This window comes from Legionella sp. ST3F1, from assembly GCF_048553315.1.
GTDB lineage: Bacteria > Pseudomonadota > Gammaproteobacteria > Legionellales > Legionellaceae > Tatlockia > Tatlockia donaldsonii.
Genome location: NZ_JBLZIO010000024.1, coordinates 43,929 through 64,079, shown reverse-complemented (window position 1 = coordinate 64,079; position 20,151 = coordinate 43,929). Strand labels below are relative to the sequence as shown.

The window sequence follows — 20,151 nt, the reverse complement described above, 5'->3', positions numbered from 1 at the left end:
CTCAAGCTAGCGAAAGATAAACAGCCCTTAGTGTCTACTATCATGGCACTTATGCCTCGATTTTCTGCGTTTCGCTGTTCACATACTAACATGTATGCTCCGCTGCGATGCTCGAAAAATCAGGGTATAAGTGCTCAAGCCATTTTTTATAGGGAGTAGATTTTTCCTAGTCTAAGGTAATTTGTTTGGCATGATGTTTTTCTAAAATAGGAATTATTTTACTCATTTGCTGTTCTGAAGTGGCATTGACCCATAAAACAAAACCGCCTTTCTTTTCTTGTTTTTTTATTATCATATTGCGATAAAGTTTCAGAAATCCCGCGAGGATTGAGCCAATAATGGCTCCTGCGATAACACCTATCCCCCCGAAAAATAAATTGTCTTTCAGAGAGCGGAAATCGCCTAGGAGAAAAATGCCAATAGCAGCAAAAATAAAAATTGGGATCCCAATAGAAAATCCCAAGACCCAGCCAAAGTCATCTATCATGAAAGGCTCTTTTTTCGGTGGATGAGCGCTATGTTGCAGGATATCGGGATCGGGAAAAGGAGTACCATACTGCTCATCTAGCTCACCTGGACTTCCTTGAACACTAATATCCTGGCGTCCTACAACTTCTTCACTTAATTCCGTAATAATGATTTCTAATTCTTGTTCACTATCAATAATGGCACTAATTTTTTTTGCCCTTGAGGTAGCCATAGTATACTCCTTAGACCTGATGGCTAATTTAGCTTTATTTCCTCCCTCTATTAAGAATAGCTGTTTAATTGGATGATATTATCTTGATTGCCTTCGTGCTGAAGATAAAAAGGATGAATTTAGCGCAGATAAAGGGTAAAATTTATGCAATTTTGTGTTTTTGATATTCAAAATGAAATATTTGATCTTTTTTTATCTCATAGTACATAGCCTGGTTTATGCTGCAACGTATCCAGTCATGCTGGGTAATACCAAGGTGGAAATTATAAAACAGTATGGGAAAGGAAAAACCTTTGTTCACTTGCATGAGAATGAGAAAACAGCATTAGCAGCAGCTAAAACCTTTATTAAAGCGAAAGGAGGTAGTTTAATAACGCTGCGGCATTCAGGAACACGCAATATCGTTTTTCATTTACGTCGGGTGCGTTACGAATTTGATCCAAATCGCATTTTTACAGATAGAGGCATTAAGAAGACACTGAAACAATACGGCTCTTATTCGCCGGCAGCGCATACCGAAGTTAGTAAGTTTGCCGATAAAATTAAAAGGTTACTACCTAAAAACGAGACAGTTGTTGCAGTTCATAATAATAGAACTTATTCCATAAAAGAATATTTTCCTAAACATCCTTTGGCAAAGGATATTAAAGCACTCCATTATCGACCCAAAAGTAATTATAGAAATTTCTATTTTGTTACTAAATCAGAAGAATATAGACGTTTAAAGAAACTAAAATTTAACGTTGCTTTACAATCAAATTCTGCTACTGATGATGGATCTTTATCTTTTTATCTGGCCAAAAAGAACTATATTAATATCGAGTCTGCTTTTGGGGCGTTAAAAGACCAATTAAGAATGCTGTATCATGCTTAGAGCGCAATACTATTGTTGAGGTATTTTTGCAGTGACCGGATTACTTTGTTCTGCTGTCAACCACGATTCTGTTTCTGAACTAAAAGACTCTTGATACAGGTTTTGTAACCTCGTGGCCAAGGCACTATTGCCGGATGGTTGATGAGAAAGAGTACGCTTTATAAAACTATGGCTTTGCTGCTCTCTAATCAAGTGCGTATCATTGGCCGTTATAGTGTGGTACCGAATGCTATCAATATGAGCCATTCTTTTGCCAATATGGGTATCCAGGATCAGTAATAGTTTATTCATTGTTAACGGTTCACTAGGCTTGGTTTGACAAAGATATTTGGCAATCTCAGTCGCGAGGGAAAAGGCCACTTTCTTGTCTTTCTTTAAGGTCGATGCATAATCTTTTAATTCCTTAATGAATAACTGATTATAATGATCGATTTTTTCCTGTTGTGGTTTGTCGAATAGCCCATTTAGCCGGTAGTCTAGGGCATTATAGAGATTGGCTTCTTCTTGAATTTTCTTAATGACGACCGTTGCAGCTGAGCGGTGGGCTTTTAAAATTTTTCCTGCTTCTAACCATCTGTCGATGTCTGTTTCTCGCCTCGCCTGCCATAAGCAATTGTGAAAACCTGCCATCACGGTGCCATTGTAATATTCTTCTGCCATTTGTCCGATTATAGTCACTTGGCAATGCCATTCCTCCGGTATTGGTATGGCTCCGAGTGAAATCGCTTCCGTCAATGATTGGTCACCGGCTACACCGCAAACATCTGATAAACGCATGAGATCAAGCATCAAATCATGGTGGAACCTGCTGCGTTGAAAAACCCTGAACTCTCTTTCATTTGGTTTGTGGGTGTTTAATACAATGCTATCTTCTTCCCCTTTCGCATTATAAAAGCTAATTTTTGTATAGCCCAACTGTTTCAGTGCTAATTGAAAATCATTATCTTTTAACATAGTAAAAATTGATTGGGCTTTATTCTGTTTATCATTTGCGCTGACAAAAAAATTAGCATGATCGCTATCATTGCTTGCGGCAAAGGCTATTGCTGCTCTTTTATAGGAGACTGGCCAGTTGTAATAAGCAAATGCACAGCCGTTTTGGGCTACAAATTTGGTAGGATCTGTATCCTGTAAGAGTTGCTTTTTTAATAGTTGGTCATCTTTATCGAGAGCGTTGCCTTCTAAGATTTTGGCCCTTGCCTGCATTTTTTCATTCGGGCTTAATTGCGAAAATTTTTTTAAATCTGGTTCAATAAGTATTCCCGGGTATCCTTTACCTAGATTACCACTCATATGAATGACGTCGGGGTTAATTAGTGCATAAGGGGTGGTTAAATAAGAGCCGTATTCGCCAATAAAAAGTTGTGGGCGTTTAGCTTTCCGCAACGAATTATTAAAAATCGCTGTCTCAATTTCCAATGGAATATCGGTTTCATCGCGCAGGGTAAAAAAATCACTTGATTCAGATAGAACAGTCCCCAAGCGGGGATTAAGGTTATAGTCCAAAAAGTCAGGATCAATTTCTTGTATTTTTTCAAAAGATTCCATTTTACCGCTAATCCAAATCACGGCTTGCGGATATTTTTTAAAGAGAAATTTTGCTACTTTGATAGCAAGAGAAACATCACCGTAACCATTTTGATCAACCATGTGCAGCAGAATAGGGCCTTTAAACTCAGATGCTACAGTTGCTGAGGCTTTGACATCACTGCTCTTAATCATACGAAACTCAAAGAAAGCTATCCCTTTTTAGTGTAGACTGTTATTTGATAAGATTGATCGATATTTGATCATTTGTGTTGTAAGTAGATGAGCTTTTGGAATATTTTGTGCGGCGTTAAGAGGCTTTTATCTTCATATCAACTCGCGAAGTTGTTATGCTTAAGCTATGCTGAATGTGAAGGCATCTTATCAATTCAATGGAGTGACGCACTATGAATTTCTGTTTAAAATCAATTGCAACTGCTGTGATAGTTAGTTTTTCTCCGCTGATTGTTTATGCTGCTGAGAGTGAAAGCCAAAACGCGGAATCTTTTCAAACAACCTGTGTTAATACTTGGATGAACCGCGTCAATGAAGCAAAAGATAAAGTAGACTATAAAGATTTTGGTGAAAAATATTGCGAATGTGCTGCAACTCAACCTTTGGATTCAGATGAAGCTGTGAACAAGGCAATTCAGCTTTGTATGTCACAAACTTTATTGCACGATACTATGGATTCTTTAGAAGAGGAAATAGGATTAAGCGAAGCTACAGAAGATGATATCTCTGAATATTGTCTTGATCGATGGAACCTTGTTTATCCTAAATTAAGCGAGAATGGCAAAAGGGCAACTCAAGCTTATTGTGAATGCGCCAAACCTAAATTGATGGGGCTGATTAAAGAAGCTGACAATATGACTGATAAACAATACGCGGATGAAATTAATAGTATAGCAGCGGCTTGTTCACCTCAAGTCAAATCTGACAAAGCCGCTTCAGATAGTTCTGAGGAATAAACAGCTGGCGCGGGTTAGAAAGGGTCTCGCAATGGGTAATTACCTATTGCGGGCTAAAATAAGTAGTGGGAAGTTAATAGTTATATGTAAGTTTTGCTAAGCTAGAAGCACAAGATAATATTTCAATGGCTTCGTTCTTCAGTCATGTTAAGGAGATTAATCATGAAGAAGAATTACCTTGTTGAGCGGATGGAAAAAGACGAGGTTAATATTGCCATTGACTGGGCGGCCAATGAAGGATGGAATCCAGGATTACATGATGCCGAGTGTTTTTACCAAGCAGATCCCCATGGTTTTTTTGCTGGGAAGTTGAATGGCAAGATCATCGCTGTAGGTTCTGCGGTAATCTATGATGAGCGCTTTGCTTTTTGTGGTTTCTATATTGTTGATAACATTTATCGCGGGCAGGGCTATGGTCTCGCTCTTACGAAAGCACGCCTGGCTTATGTAGGACAACGCAATGTTGGTCTTGATGGTGTGACTAATATGCTCGATAAATACGCGCAGTTAGGATACCAATTTGCTCATAATAATGCTCGTTATAGTTGTTCTGGATTTCATCCGATCGTTAAAAGCAACAAGGCGTTGGTCCTCTTAAAGGAAATAGACTTTAATTTGTTGCTTCTCTATGATCGCCAACATTTTCCTGCTGAACGCGCTGCTTTCTTGCGATGTTGGATTAATCAACCCGATAGTCTTGGAGTTGGTTATCTTGACGACGATCGTAAACTGGCTGGTTATGGGGTGATAAGAACTTGTCGGCAGGGATATAAAATTGGTCCTTTGTTTGCTGATAATGCGGCGATAGCTGATGAACTGTTCATTGCCTTGGCAAGTTATGCCCAAGGTAAGCCTATCTATTTGGATATTCCTGAAAATAATCCCTATGCTAAAGCCTTGGTTCTGCGGTATCAGTTGGAAAAGGTTTTTGAAACTGCACGCATGTATTTAAGGGAGACACCGTCTTTACCCATGGAACATATTTATGGAATTACTTCCTTTGAGTTAGGATAAACAATGTTACGAGACATGGTTGGATACGGAAGAAAGACGCCTAATATTCAATGGCCAAATCAAGCCAAAGTAGCCCTCAATTTTGTGATTAATTATGAAGAAGGAGCGGAATTAACACCAGTCAATGGCGATGCTTTTTCGGAGATTTATGGCGGGGAGTTTCCCTTGGCAGCTAAAGCGGAAGGCGTGCGTAGTTTGAGTATGGAATCTTTATTTGAATATGGTAGCCGGGCAGGTTTATGGCGTCTCATCCATTTATTTGAGCAAGAGCAAATTCCACTGACGTTTTTCCTAACTGGTTTAGCGTTAACCCTCAATTCAGAACTAAGTCAGTATTTGCATGAGTCAGCGCATGAAACTGCTGGGCATGGGTGGCGCTGGATAGATTATGCACAACTACCCCGCGAAGAGGAAAAAAAACATATTCTTCTGTGCATCAATACCATAGAAACATTAACAGGACAACGACCTCTTGGTTGGTATACTGGGCGGCGTAGTGAGCATACACGTGATTTATTATTGGAAATAGGTGGTTTTGTCTACGATTCAGATAGTTATGCCGATGACTTGCCCTATTTTGCTGCTAATCATCATTTAATTATTCCTTATACGCTAGATTGTAATGATTTTCGGTTTAGTACCTCACCAGGTTTTAGTCAGTCTAATGATTTTTTCGTCTATTTAAAAAATACCTTGGATTACTTATATCAAGAAAATAGAGCGACTATGATGACGATTTGTTTACATCCACGTTTTAGTGGACATCCTGGTCGTTGTCTAGCGTTAAAGCAGTTTTTAAGTTATCTCAAACAATTCCCTGATATTTGGATAGCCCGCCGTATTGATATTGCAAGGTATTGGTTACAACAGTGTAAAGCGTTTTCTTCTAAAAAATAGCCGCTAAGAAGCGTTGCCGTAACTTTGATAAAACCAGATCAAAGTTACAGCGGTCAATGGAGTTATTGTCTTACTAAAGCGGGTTGTTCTATTACTTCAGCAACCAGTATATGTGCGGTCAATTCTTCATGGGCTTTGGAGTCAACAAGTACACGTTGTGAAAAATGAAGGACTATGATGCTTAGCGGCAGAATGACAACCATATCTAATGGGAATTGAAGGAAGTGGATACCCCCAAAAGCGCCTAAGTAGGATAGGAACAACATGGCACTCATGTAGAAGACAAACCAGTAGAAGCTGGGGCTACAATCGGTGATTCGGCGTTTTTGATAAATGAGATTGATAGCAAAACCAATCAACAGAGCTAAATCAAGTTTCCAAAGTATGTCAAAGCCACACCAATAAAGCATTAAGTTACATGCATAAAAAGCAGCATGGCAAAAAAACAGGCTGGCAGACAGTTTAAAAGGTCTCTCACGATTGGGTTGCAGTTTACGCATGGCTAGTAAGCAGATAGGTCCTATGCCGTATGATAAAATACTGCATGACGACAGGAACGCAACCATTTTCTGCCACCCAGGAAAAGGTAGAAAAGAAAAAAGACCCACTAAAAAATTAGCGTAGAGAGTAATATAGGGGATTTGATGGCGGTTGACTTTGGTAAATACTTTAGGCAAATGATTATTTAAAGCCATGCCATATAAAATGCGAGAGGTCGCTGCTGTATAAACAAGCGTGGTGCCAAAGGGTGAAAAGGCAGCATCAAACATTAACAACATAGCAACACCACCCAAACCGACTAATAAGGTCAGGCCTACCAAAGGACCGCTATCACCCGGAAAACTCAAATTTTGCCAACCATGCGTTAAATAAGAAGATGGAATGGCTACCAGGAAACTGAGTTGCAACATAAAGTACAATACAAAACCAATTAAAACAGCGCCTAAAATAGCAATAGGAATATTACGTTGTGGATTTTGTACTTCACCAGCCAACATTAGGCCATTCTGAAATCCGGTAAAAGCAAAGGCTACTCCGCCTGCGGAAAGCGCTGTAAATATTTGTATCCAGGAATTTTTATCAGTCAGATGGATATTGATATTACTCATTGACGGTGCAGTGTATAAAAGAGAGACAATAGCAATACTAGGCACAAGAAATTTGATAATACTGGCCACTTTGTTGCATTCTGCCAATATTCGAATGCCATAGGAATTTAGCAAAACGACAAACAGCATAATGCCGGTTGCAACTAAATAACCCACACCAGATAGCGTAAAAGTCATAGTGTCTTTTACAAGTAGGCTGGGGAAAAAATGACTTGAATACTGCAGAATCGCTTGAATTTCGATGGGGGTCATGACGACATAGGATAACCAGGAAGTCCAGGCGAATAAGAAGCCCACGTCATTTCCATGAGTAAAGCTAGGGTAATTGGTCATTCCACCTGAAATGGGGAACATAGCACCCAATTCACAGAGAGGCAGGGCAATAAATAACATAAAAATTGTTGCAATAATCCAGCTGATTAAAGCATTGCTTCCTGCCATTTGAGCGCTGATAAAAGGGCTAAATAACCAGCCAGAACCAATCATGCCCCCTGCGGCGGCAATCAAAACATTCGTGCGTGAGATATCGCGTTTTAACATCCGTTTTTCCTTCTTAGAAACAAGTCTGTAGTGGCTGCATATAGTTATTTCAGTAATAATTTATTAGGCGGAAAGATTATCTATAACGCAGTTTTTAACTTGAATACAATTCAAGATTCCCTTTTCTACTATACGCTATAACGCATACTTTTATACAGCGTAAATGATACTAGGCAATACAAATATTGAGAAAGTTTTTAAATAAAGCCCTACTTTTCCTTCTAGTGAAATAGGATCAAAAATAAAATGTTTTTTTTTGTGATTATAGGTTTCTTTTTTTAACAGATATCGAATTTATTTTTCCCTAAGAACATAAACAGAGAATCAGCCTTTTTGTTCTTCGCCAAAAAGTCTATAGGCATGAGGAAATTCACAGGACTTACGAAAACTCCGAGGTCGAGACAAAATTTGATTGTTAACGAAGAGACCGGCGTTTTTCGTAAGTCCTGACAAAGAGAAGAGGGTAGTGATTGATATCACTACCCGCGAATAGAATTAATTGTCTGTTGCCGATGTTGATGAACCGGAGGTGCTGAGGGATGATGAAGGTTGAGCAGCACGAGCATTTTGAATCAACAACATGGTGTTAGTAAGCAGAATGCGCTCTTGTTGTACACGACTCAGGTACAATTGATAATTGATTTCAGCTAATAATGTGGCAATCTCTTTTTGTACTGTGGCTGCAGATGCGTTGTTAATCTGAGCTGTCCACATTGTGTTCACGCTTTGATCAGGATTATAAAGGCGCCAAGTAGCCATGTTAAATTCAGTGAGCGCCTGACTGGTTGGGGCGCTGCTACTACCTCCAGTGCCAGTTGGGGGCGTTTGCTGTATTCTTTTGCCGAGAATATAGTAAAGATTGCTAATACCCACTGACGTTTGTGCAGCATAGATACGCAGATTCATCAAATATGCGCCCAATGCAGACTGTGCTTGCAGTTGTTGTAGATTGGGAGTCGTGTTTTCAGGAACCTGGGCTTGTGAAAACAATGCACTATACTGACTGTAGTTAGGAAGGGAGGCCGGAGCAACGGCACCTGTTGCATAACGAATGAAATTGGCTGCCTGTTGAACCTGGTTCGTTGCGGTTAAGCCTTGATTCTGTGTATTGCCACTCGATGAGGTAGAAGCACTATCACTGTTGGTGGTGGAGTACACCAAGGGACCCATCAGGCTATTTGCATTGAGCTGAGATAGAAAGGGTTGATTGTAGTCATAAGAAAAAAAGGTTTCTGGATCAGGGATACCACTACTATCGCCGATAGCTCCAGGCGTTCCACCCAGCACGTTTGCCATGACCTGATTTTGGTTAAATACAGTAGAGGGATAATTACAAGGATTCATAACTGTCACGTTATCATTTTTCAAACAATAACTGTAATCAGGGGTTCCTAAAATATTCAGTACAGCCTGGCTGACTGGATCATTTTGATAGGTCTGTTGGTCGATAAGCTTGGAGGCGGAGGGTTGTGTGGCTGAATCAACAGACGAGTACGCGGCATAAATAAGATTGGCAAAAGTATTGATTGTTCCGGCACCTGGGAGGTTATTCGCTAGCAGCATCACTGGATTTTGGTTAGCGGTATTGACTGGAATGGCAGCCAAAAAAGTATCGTACAAAACAATATAGGATGCTTGTAGGCCCGATTCATTCAACAAAGTCTGGCTAACGGTAACAGGTGGATTATTATTGGGATCCGAAGGGCTGACATTGACGTTATAACCAAGATATTGCCCTAAATTCAGTAAATAGGTTGCGATCTCACTCAATGAGTCACTGTCAGTGCTTGATGCATACGTAGAGGTAGTTGCAGCAAGTAAAAGACCCGGTAAAACTCGACTAATCAATTTCATCATTCTTCCCCTTCAAGAGCGCGAGCTACAAGTTTTAAGCGATACTCAGAAAAAACGCGAGCTAATAATCGTAATCGTTCAAACACTATATTCCTTTTAAGAAAAAATCCAGCTGGATCATGACTACCGGTACTTGTTTCTTCTGCATGAATTAATATTCGTGAGGCACTGCCTGGATGAACTGTATCGATGGCTTGCAAAAGGCGGAGGCCGCGGCCAGATTTTATATTGCCTACCAAGCGAATAAAGACATCCTCCTGACCTAGCATTCCCATGTCTATTTTTTCGATATCATCTAACTCCTTACCCAAGCGAGAAATGACTTCCTCTAACACAGGATTCCCATCGAGAGTCCAGTCTTCAACGCTTTCCATGAAGGTAATAACTCGATAAATCATCGGGTCCACGTAATCATTCCAATACTGCGAAGAGGCTTCGTGACTAAGATCGGGCATTTTTTACTCTTTTTTTACGGTGTAATTGATTGATAGACGGCACACACTATAATTACTATAGTATAGTATGAAGAGTAAAAGTCTATTGCCCAAAAAGTAAATTTTATGAAAAAAGAATCGAAATCAAGATTTGTAACCATTTTTAAACGTATTTTCAATGTTCGCTGGTGGTTGGACTTCGATCGTTTAAAGTCATTTACTATGTATTTGGCAAATGGCTTTAAGCGTATGTTTGTCCCTCAGCAAAATGCCAAAGGTGAATCGTTCGAAAATGCAATGGCTCGCTTAAATTTAAGTGAAAAAGATTTAATTGCCAAACAATCGGCACTACACCGATTGAGCATTCTGATGTGCGGCGCAGCATTATTTATTTTTGCTTACGCCGTTTATCACCTCTTTTACGGCAGCTATAAAGCTGTAATAGTCAGTCTGGTAATCATGATGATTGCTTTAGTTTTAGCATTTCGCTATCACTTTTGGTACTTCCAAATCAAAGAGCGAAAGTTGGGCTGCTCAATCAGTGAGTGGTACAGGCAAGGCTTGATGGGTGAAAAAAGATGAATAAAGTATTCTTTGTGTTACTAGGTTGGTTGGCCCCGTTTCTGGCATTTGCCAGTAGCAATAATCCCACCGGCGGTCCTGGCTTAACTTTTGCTCCGCCACCCAGCGATATTTCTGTCGTATTTTTGGGGAATATTTTTGGGGTAGTGGATGGGGTTTTGCATGGGACTGGCAGCCAGATAATGGGGGCCATGTTCGCGGTATTCAACGCCGCTGTTCTGGGTATTGGCGGCGTGGTTATTATGTATACCCTTCTAGTGTCAACGATGAATACAGCCCATGAAGGGCAAATGCTTGGTCAAAAATGGTCTTCTATTTGGGTACCACTTCGCTCAACACTGGGTCTTGCTTTATTAATCCCCAAAGCCTCTGGTTATTGCTTAATGCAGATCTTTGTCATGTGGATTGTCGTTCAGGGAGTCGGCGCTGCGGACAAGATATGGGCTGCTGCATTAAGTTATTTGAATCGTGGAGGGGTGATTATCCAGGCCCAAATGTCTCCAGGTGTATCGTTGGGGAGTGATACTGATGCGATTGCTAAAGGTGCGGCTGCCATTCTTAATGGCCAGGTTTGTATGTTGGGTATTCAAACGGTATTAGAAAACACGCGCACCAATTTACTCAACAGTAAACAAAAGAATAGTGGTATTTGCGCTGGTTCACCATCAGATACCGTGCAAACGTTCTGTAATACGGCAGTACCTGATTTTCTAGGGACAGTCAACGCGACCTATTACCAAGACCATAATACCTCACCTTATGCGCTGCCAATGCCTAATTTTACTGATGGCCCTTATAAATTCCTCAATGGTATTTGTGGCACTATTAATTGGGTCGATTATACAGGGGCTGATAATATACAATCGTCAATTACATCGATTACGGCCAGTGAATTACAAACAGCTCAATCGTCGAGAGCAATAGCGATTCAACAAATGTATATTGATTTATCAGCGGTTGCTCAAGTGATGATAGGTAATGATCCTTATAAACTGCTTAATCCCCCTTCATCCGGTAGTACGACTAACCAAACCCCCGCCGCACCTGATGTTGCTACCCAACAATTTGGTGTGCCTTACTTAACGACTGGAGTAGCTTGTCCTGGACCTACGTCACCTACTGCCCAGCCAGCTTGCGTTAGCTGGGGACAAGATACGACGCTGAGTAACAACACATCAGCGCCGTTGTTTAACGGTACCGAATTCCAAGGAGCAGTCGCGGATTATAATGGGATTATGTTGCCAACACTCAATTTGGTTCAGCAGGCACAGAATGCTGATGCCGCAAACGCTGCCCGGGCCTTTATTCAACAGGCAAATCAATATGGGTGGATTTTGGCTGGAAGTTATTTCATTAATTTAGCAAAACTAAATCAGGGCAATACGAGTGCTAACAATTCATCAAATCCAAGTGCAACCAATTCGAATTTGACCGATACTGGTTCAGGTTTAGACAAGAGTACTTTTGATGAAAATCTGCCAGTAACCCCTTTCAGCAATGGTTCGTGTGTTGGAACATATGCCACTTTGTGCGAGTGGCTGGGTGCCGATCCCTCCCCCATAAATGCTGTTATTGGTTTGATCAATGGGTCTACTTTTCTACCCTCTAATGAGATAATACACTCTCCTCCAACCGTTGATCCCAATACACAAGGGTTAGTTGCCATATCTGGACCGGGTTCTTCTACGGTAAACGGATTTATTACTAACTCGATACTCGTCAACTTACCCGGTCAACCAGGTATGACACCGCCTCAATTCGCAATGAATTTTAATATGAATATTCAAGTGGGTCAGTTTAATCTGCCTTCACAAGACTTTCCTTGCGGAAAAGTTAAAATCATGTTCTTCAGTTTCTGTTTAGGGGAACTGATGGGTAATATTTTCTATAACTTGATTTTGAAGAATATTTTTAACTTCTTCCTCAATATGATGGCGCAGGTTGTCAATGTGGTCGTAATGACTTTCCTTGCGGCTCCTTTATACGGTATGGCGAATATCTTTAGGGAAGGTGTGGCGATCATTCAACAGCCAACCGTAAATCCTGTCATTGCCTTAGCTAATATGGGGGTTGCCTATATTAACTATGCGAATGAATTATGGATAACGTTGGTTGGTTTGTCAGTAACTACCATTATGATTCCCTGGTTTGGTATATTTGTCGTAGCCTTAATCATGCTGGTACTGCCTCTCATTATTTCCTGGTTAGGGGTGATGGTGAGTATAGGGTTTGTTACGGCTTACTACATTCCCATGTTGCCCTATATCATCTTTACTTTCGGCTCAATCGCTTGGTTGATGGTGGTCATTGAAGCCATGGTTGCGGCACCCATTGTTGCATTAGGTGTGACGCATCCTGAAGGCCACGAGGCCTTTGGTAAAGGTGAACAGGCGATCATGATATTGTTGAACGTCTTTTTGAGACCAGCAATGATGATTATTGGTTATATTGCTGCTATTTCCTTGTCCTACGTTTCCGTATGGATAATTAATTCTGGTTTCGCTAATGCTCTCGTGTTTATCCAGGGGGCGACTTCTGGTAGTGGCGGTGTGAACTGGAATTATTCATACAGTGGTGACGCTCAATCTGCTTATCAACAGGCAAGTAATATGAGCTCAATGGGTACCGGTTATAGTGGTTGGGCGGGTATTTATGGCTTCTTCTTCTCTGTCCTGATCTATACCACGATGTACCTGATTGTGGTGCAGAAAGCATTTACCTTGATTACGTATTTGCCTGATAAGGTCCTGCGTTGGATTGGTGGACAACCTGAAAGTATTGGCCAGGAAGCTGCCCAATGGGGTGAGGAAGCCAAAAAACAAGTGAGTGAAGGTGGATCTGCCACTACTAAAGGCTCTCAACAGATGGATCAACAATTGGGTGGTTACGCTCAGAAAGGGCTTTCTAAACTTAAAGGTCAAAGTCAGCCAGCACCAGAGGCTAAGGCGTCGGGTGGTAAACGTGGTTCTGATGGCGGCGATGCTACTCCGGGTGGTTCGGCTCCCGAGTAATGATCGAGTAACCGAACGATTCGGAAAAGGAACAAGCTAACAATAGCTTGTTCCTTTTTTTATAGAATCAATCCTTAATATAAAGATAGGTACTCTGTGCTCGGGTCTGGGGGGATTACCCCTTTTTCTTGTTTACCAAAATGTTGGCAATAAAAATTTGAACAATTTGGTTTTCTTGATTAAGGGTGTGATTACGAATTTTAACGATGCCACGTTCAGGTTGAGAGAGAGAAGAGTTAATCTCTATTACCTCTGAGCTAACATAGAGTGTATCCATCGGACGTGTTGGATTAGGCCAACTGATTTCTCCTCCTAAACCAATAACTCCCCCTGCAAAACGATGTCCAATTCCTTTAACTAAAAGACGCATGGTAATAGCTGCAGTGTGCCAACCGCTAGCTATTAGTCCTTTAAAAATTGTGTTTTTAGCAGCGTTTTCATCCAAATGAAACGGTTGAGGATCAAATTCATGTGCAAATAACTTAATTTGCTCTTCATTGAGTGTATAAGTATGACTAATAAAAGTTTGCCCAATTTGAATGTCATCAAAAAATAATAAATTACTGTCGGTCATAGTGGTCTGTCATCCCTGTTTGAGTATGGTGGATTTCCTTGCTCCAAGGTCGCGAATGAGCCAAGAGAAAAGATACCAAACTCTTGGAAGTACTTAATACCTTGAGGCGCTAATAAAAATTATTAAGGATAGCAACGGAACCTTTAATAGCTTTACAGTTGGTCAGAAAGGGAATCAGAATTATCTTTGATACTCTTTCGTGCCTGCAATGATAAGTTTATAGACTCGCTCACTGATTAAGCCTTGCTCAAATTTATTTTTGGCATCAACGGTCATCAATTGCCCTCGTTGTCGCACAAGCTTGCGTGTAGTGGAGGTCACGTCGTTGGGATCACCTTCCAATAAAATATCCCGGGCTTCCTCATCAAACACCAGATATTCCCGCAGGGCAACCCGTTTGCCATCAACGGTCGGTACTAGTTTTTGCCAAATACAAAGTCTAATAGTCTCTAAAATATCGATTGTTCGTCCCAGGCGTTCTTCGCCAGAGAAAGAAGTCACTAAACGGCGCATTGTTTCAGCCACACCCGAGGTATGCAATGTTGTATAAACAGGATGGCCAGTCAGTGCGGCTTCAAGGGCAGCACTAATTGTTTCAGCATCACGACACTCACCCACCATGATTAAACGTGGTTTGCGTCGTAATGCATTACGAACACCGTCGGCAAAATCGGGTAAATGGCGTGGAATTTCTGACTGACTTACTACCGACGAAATAGTTTCAATTTCATCATAAACGAATTCAATCGGTGCTTCATAGGTTAAGACCTTACGATTAGAATCATCTTTTTCGATAAGATCGCGAATGATAGAAGCAAGTAGGGTAGATTTACCCGAACCGGTTGCACCGGTTATAAAGACAATACCCTCCTGGGGAGCAATGGCTTCAACGATATTCTCTGGTAAACCCATCGTTTCTAATTTTGGTGGGGTAGTGGGGATAGTTCTCAGAGTTATTTGGATAGCGTCATGTCCTTCAACCAGACAGGAGGTTGCATTGACCCTGTAGCGATAGCGAACACCGCGGTTGGGACGGAATTCATAGTGTGTATCAATATCTTTACCAGACAGGAGCTGGGTAGTGGCATTGGGGCCGTATATGGCGTTAATCAAATCGCCAAGTTCGGTATTGGAAAGACGGCGATTAGTAATTTTAAGTAGTCGCCCATATACTTCCGCAAAAATAGGCTCGCCAGTTTGGATGGTAATATCAGACGCATTAAGACTTTCTGCATGCTCCAACATTTTATCCATAAAGACTGGAGAAAAACGGGTTGGCTCATCTGGCATTAAATTAATATTACTCATAAGATCTTACTTAGCTAAGTTGACTGGGGCAATCACAGGTTGCCACGCTTTATTCGTAATAATAATTTTAGTGTTTTGTGCCAATTTTTCCATATTTTTAAATTGTTCTAATGCATTTTCATCTTTCGTAACAGCAGCCCGCCATTCATTGGCGTTAATATTCAACGCGGGTAAGGCTGTGATTCGTAATACCCTGTCATCAATATGAATTTCTGAAGAATCTCCCGTTACTCCCAAGTCAGTGTGGGAGACAAAAGGGGGCGAAACCATATTCATAGCGAGTAATTTACGATAAAGAATCATGCCAACATAATCTTCTTTAATGCGAGCAATACTCTCTTCAAGAATAGTAGAGGCTTGCTCGATCCCATTTTGCCATCCTTTTTCTACGTAATAACACCAAAGTTGTTTCTCTACTTTGGTTTTAGGCAGAAGGGAAATATCCGGTCTTTCAGGCACCTTGTAGTCCATCCACAAGTATTGTCTCCAGGTGGGGGGCGTGGTAACAAATTGAGCTTGTTTGGCAACTTTGTAAGTGCGGTCTGAAATACGAATCGTTTGTGTATCGGCCAAATTCAGCGTATTTCGTCCTTCCAGCAAAACTGGGGGTAAAATATTATGCTCTAGAATTAATGAATTGAAATCATAAACTGTATCCAAACGACGTGCCTGTTTGGTCAGCTGATCATCAATGACTCTGGCGCGCCAAGCTAAACCTGATTGTGCTCCGACACTAAGAGCCGTCTCTTTCAAAGCCATCTCACGCATCTTATTCACAGTTTGTTTGGTGGCTTTGGAGCGCTTGGTATTCACCATGGCTTTCAAACCTTTAAGGGAGGTAGTATCCCCAGGCGGCACATTTTTGGTTGGAGTACAAGCAACCAAAAGAGCCACACAAACTATAAAAATACTATGAATAAATTTTGGCATAGCGCAATTCAACAACCTGACTGTTAGGATAAACATGGATGTCTGCCTTTCTTCCCGCTTGATAATCAATATCTCGCAGGATCTCAGCTAAACTCTCATCTTTACTGGTAAGACTAATTAAAACAGGAACGGCAGGTTCCTTGCCAAGAACACGTAAGCGAAAATGAGCTGCTTTCGCAATGCGCGCTGTTAATTCTTCAATAGGGCCGGCCCAATCGACAGAAGCTCGTGCCTGCAAATTATAAGCATTGGGAATGGTTAGGGTGTTGTCTTTGGTAGGAGGGGTAATCACCTTCTCTACTCTCGCCATTTCCAACATGGAGTCGCTTACTGACGTGGCAGCTTCCGCAAGTTTGATCGTTGCATCATCACTAGGATCATTAGTAGGCGGTTTTTTGAATGAATGAATGCACCCAGCCAATAGAGTAGATGCAAGAATAAGCATGACAAACTTGTTGATCATCTTTCGGGCTTTATAATCGATAAGTACTGCCTTGATTGAAACAGGAGCATGACGCCTTGTCAAGCGGAAGTAGTATTTAAGCATAGCAGACCCTAGCATTTTTCATAGAGGCCATAAATGACTTGCCCTGCTTGCCTGGACTTTCTTTCTTGCCAGATTTTAGGATCCAGGGTTAATTTTTCGGGGGCTTCAAGGTAAACCAATCCCCCAGCAGGTAGTCTATTGGAGTGGGCTAATAACTCCATGCATTGTGGAATATAATTTTCTATAAAAGGCGGATCAAGAAAAACAAGATCAAAACACTCTGTTGTCTGACGAAGATAATCTTGTGCTTTCATATGAACTACTAATAAATTATTTTCAGGGAATGAAGAAGCAATCTGCTGCAAGTTTTCATAAGCTTTGGCGGCGGTTTCAACAAAAACTACTTTTGCAGCGCCTCGCGAGAAGGCTTCGAAACCAAGAGCACCGCTACCTGCAAACGCGTCAAGGCAACGTGCTCCTCGTATATCATGCATTAACCAGTTAAAGAGTGTTTCTTTAACTCTGTCTGGAGTGGGTCTCAAATTGGCAATATCAGGAAAATGAAGTTTCTTGCCGCGATATTTTCCCCCGATTATACGTACAGTCTGCTTCACAACTTACCTACCGAAACGAGAAGCATTTTATTGGGGTGCACTTGATGCTGAAAGGCCTTCTTTATATCGTCTGCTGTGACTGCATTAATGCGTGCTACATAAGAATCTAAATAAGTATCAGGCAAATGATAAAAAGCAATCCGCAACAGCATATTGGCAATACTACTATTGCTAGCTAGTGATAAAGGGAAACTACCTGTTAAATATTGTTTAGCATCTAGTAATTCCTGCGCATTAGGGCCTTGAGTGATAAAATTGCTCAGCGTATCCTCGGTCACTTTCAATGCTATCGCAGCTTGTTTGCTATGTGTTGATAGGCTAATGATAAAGGGGCCGTCACCGGGCATGGGCATGAATTGGCTGACGACACTGTAACTCAGACCACGTTTTTCTCGCACCTCATAAGCTAATCGAGAAACCAGCGCGCCTCCTCCTAAAATATAATTTCCGACTGTCAATGGAAAATAGTCCGGATTATGATGATCAATGCCAATTTGACCCAAGCGCAACATTGTTTGCGATGAGGGGAAATCGATGCTGACTTTTTCCTTGTTTTTTAATTGGTTTGCTTTGGGGATGGTGGCGGCTGGTTTTCCTTTCGGTAAATTTTGGGTTAATTGTTCAGCGATTTGCTGGGCTTTTTTCTGATCAATAGCCCCTACCAATACGATAACTGCATTGGAACTAACAAAATATTGTTGGTAAAATTGGTGCACATCGCCAAGCGTTAGTGCTTTGACACTCTCTCTTGTGCCATTAACAGGATGAGCATAAGGGTGAGTTTGGTAAAGTGTTTTAAAGAACACTTGATTAGCCACATCATCAGGAGATTCTTGCGTTTGCGCGATAGACATTAACTGCTGATTTTTTTCTCTCTCGAAAGCGTCTTGTGGGAAATCGGGTTTGCTGACAATAAGTTCGAAGGTGTCGATTGCGCGTTTAAGAGCCTCTTCGTTCGTTAGAGTCTTTAGGCTTAAAACCGCCATATCGCGACTGATTTCATTATTAAATTGGGCACCAGTATCAGCTATTCTCTCTGCAATTTGAGTTGCATCCATACCGGCATTCCCTTGGGCAAGCAGATCGGATGTTAATGCACTTAAGCCAAATTGCTTGCCGTCATAGGCTGAACCGGCTGCAAAGGCTATGCTGATATCTAGCATGGGTACTTCCATGGCTTGATAAAAAACCACTTTTGCACCATTTTTTGTATGCCATTGCTGCGTTTTAAAAGTACTGGCTTGTAGATTAGATACGAAGCTGATACTTAATAGAATTAATGTAAACAATGTTTTCATTGTTGTTCCTCTTCTAATACTGGAATTAATCGGGCTTCTGTTAAGGCATTTTCCTGAAAATAAAGCTGGGCTACTTGCTGCAATTGTTCGGGCGTAATGCTATTAATACGATCAGTATAAGTATCCGCAGTTTTCCAGCCCAAACCGGTTGTTTCTAGTAAGCCAAGTTCCATGGCTTGACCAAAAATAGAGTCTTTTTCAAATGTTTTTTGGGCAATAATCTGTGTTTTTATCCGTTTTAGTTCGGTTGGACTGACCAGCTCATTCTGCAATCGATTGATTTCTTTGAGCATACCTGCTTTAAGTTCATCAATAGAATGGGCTTCAGTGGGTGTGCCAAAAACAACAAACTGAGTCTGGTAGCGTGAGTATAGATTGTAGTAAGCATCAATCCCACTGGCCAGATGGCTGCCACGGACTAAATTCTTCGCAAAGCGTGCACTTTCACCCGCATCGAGGATATTCGCGATGATTTCCAGGGCATAAGGCTCCCAAACTGTCTTAGCCGTCTTCACGCTCGGCACTGTATAGCCGAACATCAACATGGGTAATTTGGCGGGCGCGTTAATTTCAACGAATTTAGGACCCAGGTTAGGTGGTTCTATTTGGGCTTTACGGCTGTAATTAGCATGCTTACCAATGGATTCAAAATATTTTATTGCTAATTGATGGACTTCTTCTGGGTTGACATCGCCAACGACGACAAGGGTTGCATTATTAGGCGCATAAAAACGGTGATACCAGGTTTTGACATCGTCAACAGTCATTTGGTAGAGATCACTCATCCAGCCGATGACCGGGTGATGGTAAGGAGCGGTCAAATGGGCTGCAGCTAAATAGCGCTCGAAAGTCAGTGCTTGTGGGTTATCATCTGTACGTAAACGTCTTTCTTCACGGATTACTTTGATTTCTCTATTAAATTCTTCTTCATCAAATAACAGGTTTTGCATCCGATCGGCTTCCAGTTCGAAGCTAATAGGCAATTTTGATGCAGCAATTTTTTCAAAATAGGCGGTGTAGTCATAATTAGTAAAGGCATTTTCTTGTCCGCCAACCGCCGCAATCGTTTTTGAAAAAACACCTAAAGGATATTTCGAGGTTCCTTTAAACATGAGGTGCTCCAGTGCGTGAGAAACGCCTGTGATCCCTCCCGGTTCATCTGCAGAACCAACGTTATACCATATCATAGATACAGCAATGGGGGCGCGATGATCTTCTTTTACGAGCACTTTTAAGCCATTTCGAAGAGTGAACTCTTTTGTTTGACTATAGGCTTGGCAAGTTAATACAGCCAAGAAAATCATTAATACAGTACGCATGGATTAACTCCAAAGCAAAAAAAGTGATAGAATTCCACATTTCCTTCGCTTTGTATACCTTATGATTAAATGGTTTAAAAAAAATCAGGATGAAACAAAATCAATATC

Annotated in this window: 18 protein-coding genes; 6 read left to right on the top strand and 12 right to left on the bottom strand. The window is 41.1% G+C overall.

From position 1 onward, the window contains the following. Window positions 1–166 precede the first annotated feature (166 nt). Window positions 167–700 (bottom strand): AtpZ/AtpI family protein, encoded by a 534-nt coding sequence (locus ACN4Z1_RS14315; protein WP_228364465.1) that lies wholly within the window; start codon window positions 698–700, stop codon window positions 167–169. A gap of 172 nt (window positions 701–872) precedes the next feature. Between ACN4Z1_RS14315 and ACN4Z1_RS14310 the strand changes: the two genes are divergently transcribed. Continuing rightward, window positions 873–1,574 (top strand): protein tyrosine phosphatase, encoded by a 702-nt coding sequence (locus ACN4Z1_RS14310; protein WP_228364466.1) that lies wholly within the window; start codon window positions 873–875, stop codon window positions 1,572–1,574. Window positions 1,575–1,583: 9 nt separating this feature from the next. On the opposite strand, the gene ACN4Z1_RS14305 is transcribed toward ACN4Z1_RS14310, so the two are convergent. Continuing rightward, window positions 1,584–3,296, bottom strand: a complete 1,713-nt coding sequence (locus tag ACN4Z1_RS14305; RefSeq protein WP_228364467.1) for a hypothetical protein — start codon at window positions 3,294–3,296, stop codon at window positions 1,584–1,586. A 212-nt stretch (window positions 3,297–3,508) separates the two neighbouring features. On the opposite strand from ACN4Z1_RS14305, the gene ACN4Z1_RS14300 reads away from it, so the two are divergent. The 3 genes from ACN4Z1_RS14300 (at window position 3,509) to ACN4Z1_RS14290 (ending at window position 5,983) form a co-directional block, all read left to right on the top strand. Continuing rightward, window positions 3,509–4,072: a hypothetical protein gene (locus ACN4Z1_RS14300; RefSeq protein WP_228364468.1), complete on the top strand. Its 564-nt coding sequence runs from the start codon at window positions 3,509–3,511 to the stop codon at window positions 4,070–4,072. Window positions 4,073–4,234: 162 nt separating this feature from the next. After that, window positions 4,235–5,086, top strand: coding sequence for a GNAT family N-acetyltransferase (locus ACN4Z1_RS14295; protein ID WP_228364469.1), 852 nt, complete (start codon window positions 4,235–4,237; stop codon window positions 5,084–5,086). A 3-nt stretch (window positions 5,087–5,089) separates the two neighbouring features. After that, window positions 5,090–5,983 carry a polysaccharide deacetylase family protein gene (locus ACN4Z1_RS14290; RefSeq protein WP_419388194.1) on the top strand — a complete coding sequence of 298 codons (894 nt, stop codon included), beginning with the start codon at window positions 5,090–5,092 and terminating at the stop codon, window positions 5,981–5,983. Between the two features lie 62 nt (window positions 5,984–6,045). On the opposite strand, the gene ACN4Z1_RS14285 is transcribed toward ACN4Z1_RS14290, so the two are convergent. The 3 genes from ACN4Z1_RS14285 to icmW form a co-directional block, all read right to left on the bottom strand. After that, window positions 6,046–7,632: an APC family permease gene (locus tag ACN4Z1_RS14285; RefSeq protein ID WP_115220441.1), complete on the bottom strand. Its 1,587-nt coding sequence runs from the start codon at window positions 7,630–7,632 to the stop codon at window positions 6,046–6,048. A 495-nt stretch (window positions 7,633–8,127) separates the two neighbouring features. After that, the gene (gene icmX, locus ACN4Z1_RS14280; RefSeq protein ID WP_228364472.1) at window positions 8,128–9,489 is read right to left on the bottom strand and encodes a type IVB secretion system protein IcmX; all 1,362 of its coding nucleotides are present in this window, start codon (window positions 9,487–9,489) and stop codon (window positions 8,128–8,130) included. Further along, the gene (icmW, locus tag ACN4Z1_RS14275) at window positions 9,486–9,941 is read right to left on the bottom strand and encodes a type IVB secretion system protein IcmW (protein WP_058447523.1); all 456 of its coding nucleotides are present in this window, start codon (window positions 9,939–9,941) and stop codon (window positions 9,486–9,488) included. Before icmW ends, icmX begins: the two co-directional genes overlap by 4 nt. Before the next feature lie 105 nt (window positions 9,942–10,046). On the opposite strand from icmW, the gene icmV reads away from it, so the two are divergent. Both icmV and dotA read left to right on the top strand, forming a co-directional pair. Then, window positions 10,047–10,502, top strand: a complete 456-nt coding sequence (gene icmV, locus ACN4Z1_RS14270) for a type IVB secretion system protein IcmV (RefSeq protein WP_228364474.1) — start codon at window positions 10,047–10,049, stop codon at window positions 10,500–10,502. Continuing rightward, window positions 10,499–13,513, top strand: a complete 3,015-nt coding sequence (dotA, locus tag ACN4Z1_RS14265; protein WP_228364475.1) for a type IVB secretion system protein DotA — start codon at window positions 10,499–10,501, stop codon at window positions 13,511–13,513. The genes icmV and dotA overlap by 4 nt, the downstream gene beginning before the upstream one ends. Before the next feature lie 115 nt (window positions 13,514–13,628). Here dotA and ACN4Z1_RS14260 read toward each other — a convergent pair whose 3' ends face one another. The 7 genes from ACN4Z1_RS14260 to ACN4Z1_RS14230 form a co-directional block, all read right to left on the bottom strand. Then, complete coding sequence (locus ACN4Z1_RS14260) at window positions 13,629–14,087, bottom strand: MaoC family dehydratase (protein WP_228364476.1); 459 nt, start codon at window positions 14,085–14,087, stop codon at window positions 13,629–13,631. 180 nt (window positions 14,088–14,267) lie between these two features. Further along, on the bottom strand, window positions 14,268–15,377 hold the full coding sequence (gene dotB / locus ACN4Z1_RS14255) for a Dot/Icm type IV secretion system ATPase DotB (RefSeq protein WP_228365058.1): 1,110 nt from the start codon (window positions 15,375–15,377) through the stop codon (window positions 14,268–14,270). A 24-nt stretch (window positions 15,378–15,401) separates the two neighbouring features. Beyond that, window positions 15,402–16,325 carry a type IV secretion system DotC family protein gene (locus ACN4Z1_RS14250; RefSeq protein ID WP_115220447.1) on the bottom strand — a complete coding sequence of 308 codons (924 nt, stop codon included), beginning with the start codon at window positions 16,323–16,325 and terminating at the stop codon, window positions 15,402–15,404. Further along, window positions 16,306–16,788: a type IVB secretion system lipoprotein DotD gene (gene dotD, locus ACN4Z1_RS14245; RefSeq protein ID WP_115222637.1), complete on the bottom strand. Its 483-nt coding sequence runs from the start codon at window positions 16,786–16,788 to the stop codon at window positions 16,306–16,308. Before dotD ends, ACN4Z1_RS14250 begins: the two co-directional genes overlap by 20 nt. Before the next feature lie 92 nt (window positions 16,789–16,880). After that, window positions 16,881–17,426 (bottom strand): 16S rRNA (guanine(966)-N(2))-methyltransferase RsmD, encoded by a 546-nt coding sequence (gene rsmD, locus ACN4Z1_RS14240; protein WP_228364479.1) that lies wholly within the window; start codon window positions 17,424–17,426, stop codon window positions 16,881–16,883. Beyond that, the gene (locus ACN4Z1_RS14235) at window positions 17,423–18,724 is read right to left on the bottom strand and encodes a M16 family metallopeptidase (protein WP_115220449.1); all 1,302 of its coding nucleotides are present in this window, start codon (window positions 18,722–18,724) and stop codon (window positions 17,423–17,425) included. The genes rsmD and ACN4Z1_RS14235 overlap by 4 nt, the downstream gene beginning before the upstream one ends. Then, window positions 18,721–20,043 carry a M16 family metallopeptidase gene (locus ACN4Z1_RS14230; RefSeq protein ID WP_228364480.1) on the bottom strand — a complete coding sequence of 441 codons (1,323 nt, stop codon included), beginning with the start codon at window positions 20,041–20,043 and terminating at the stop codon, window positions 18,721–18,723. Before ACN4Z1_RS14230 ends, ACN4Z1_RS14235 begins: the two co-directional genes overlap by 4 nt. Window positions 20,044–20,151: the final 108 nt, after the last annotated feature.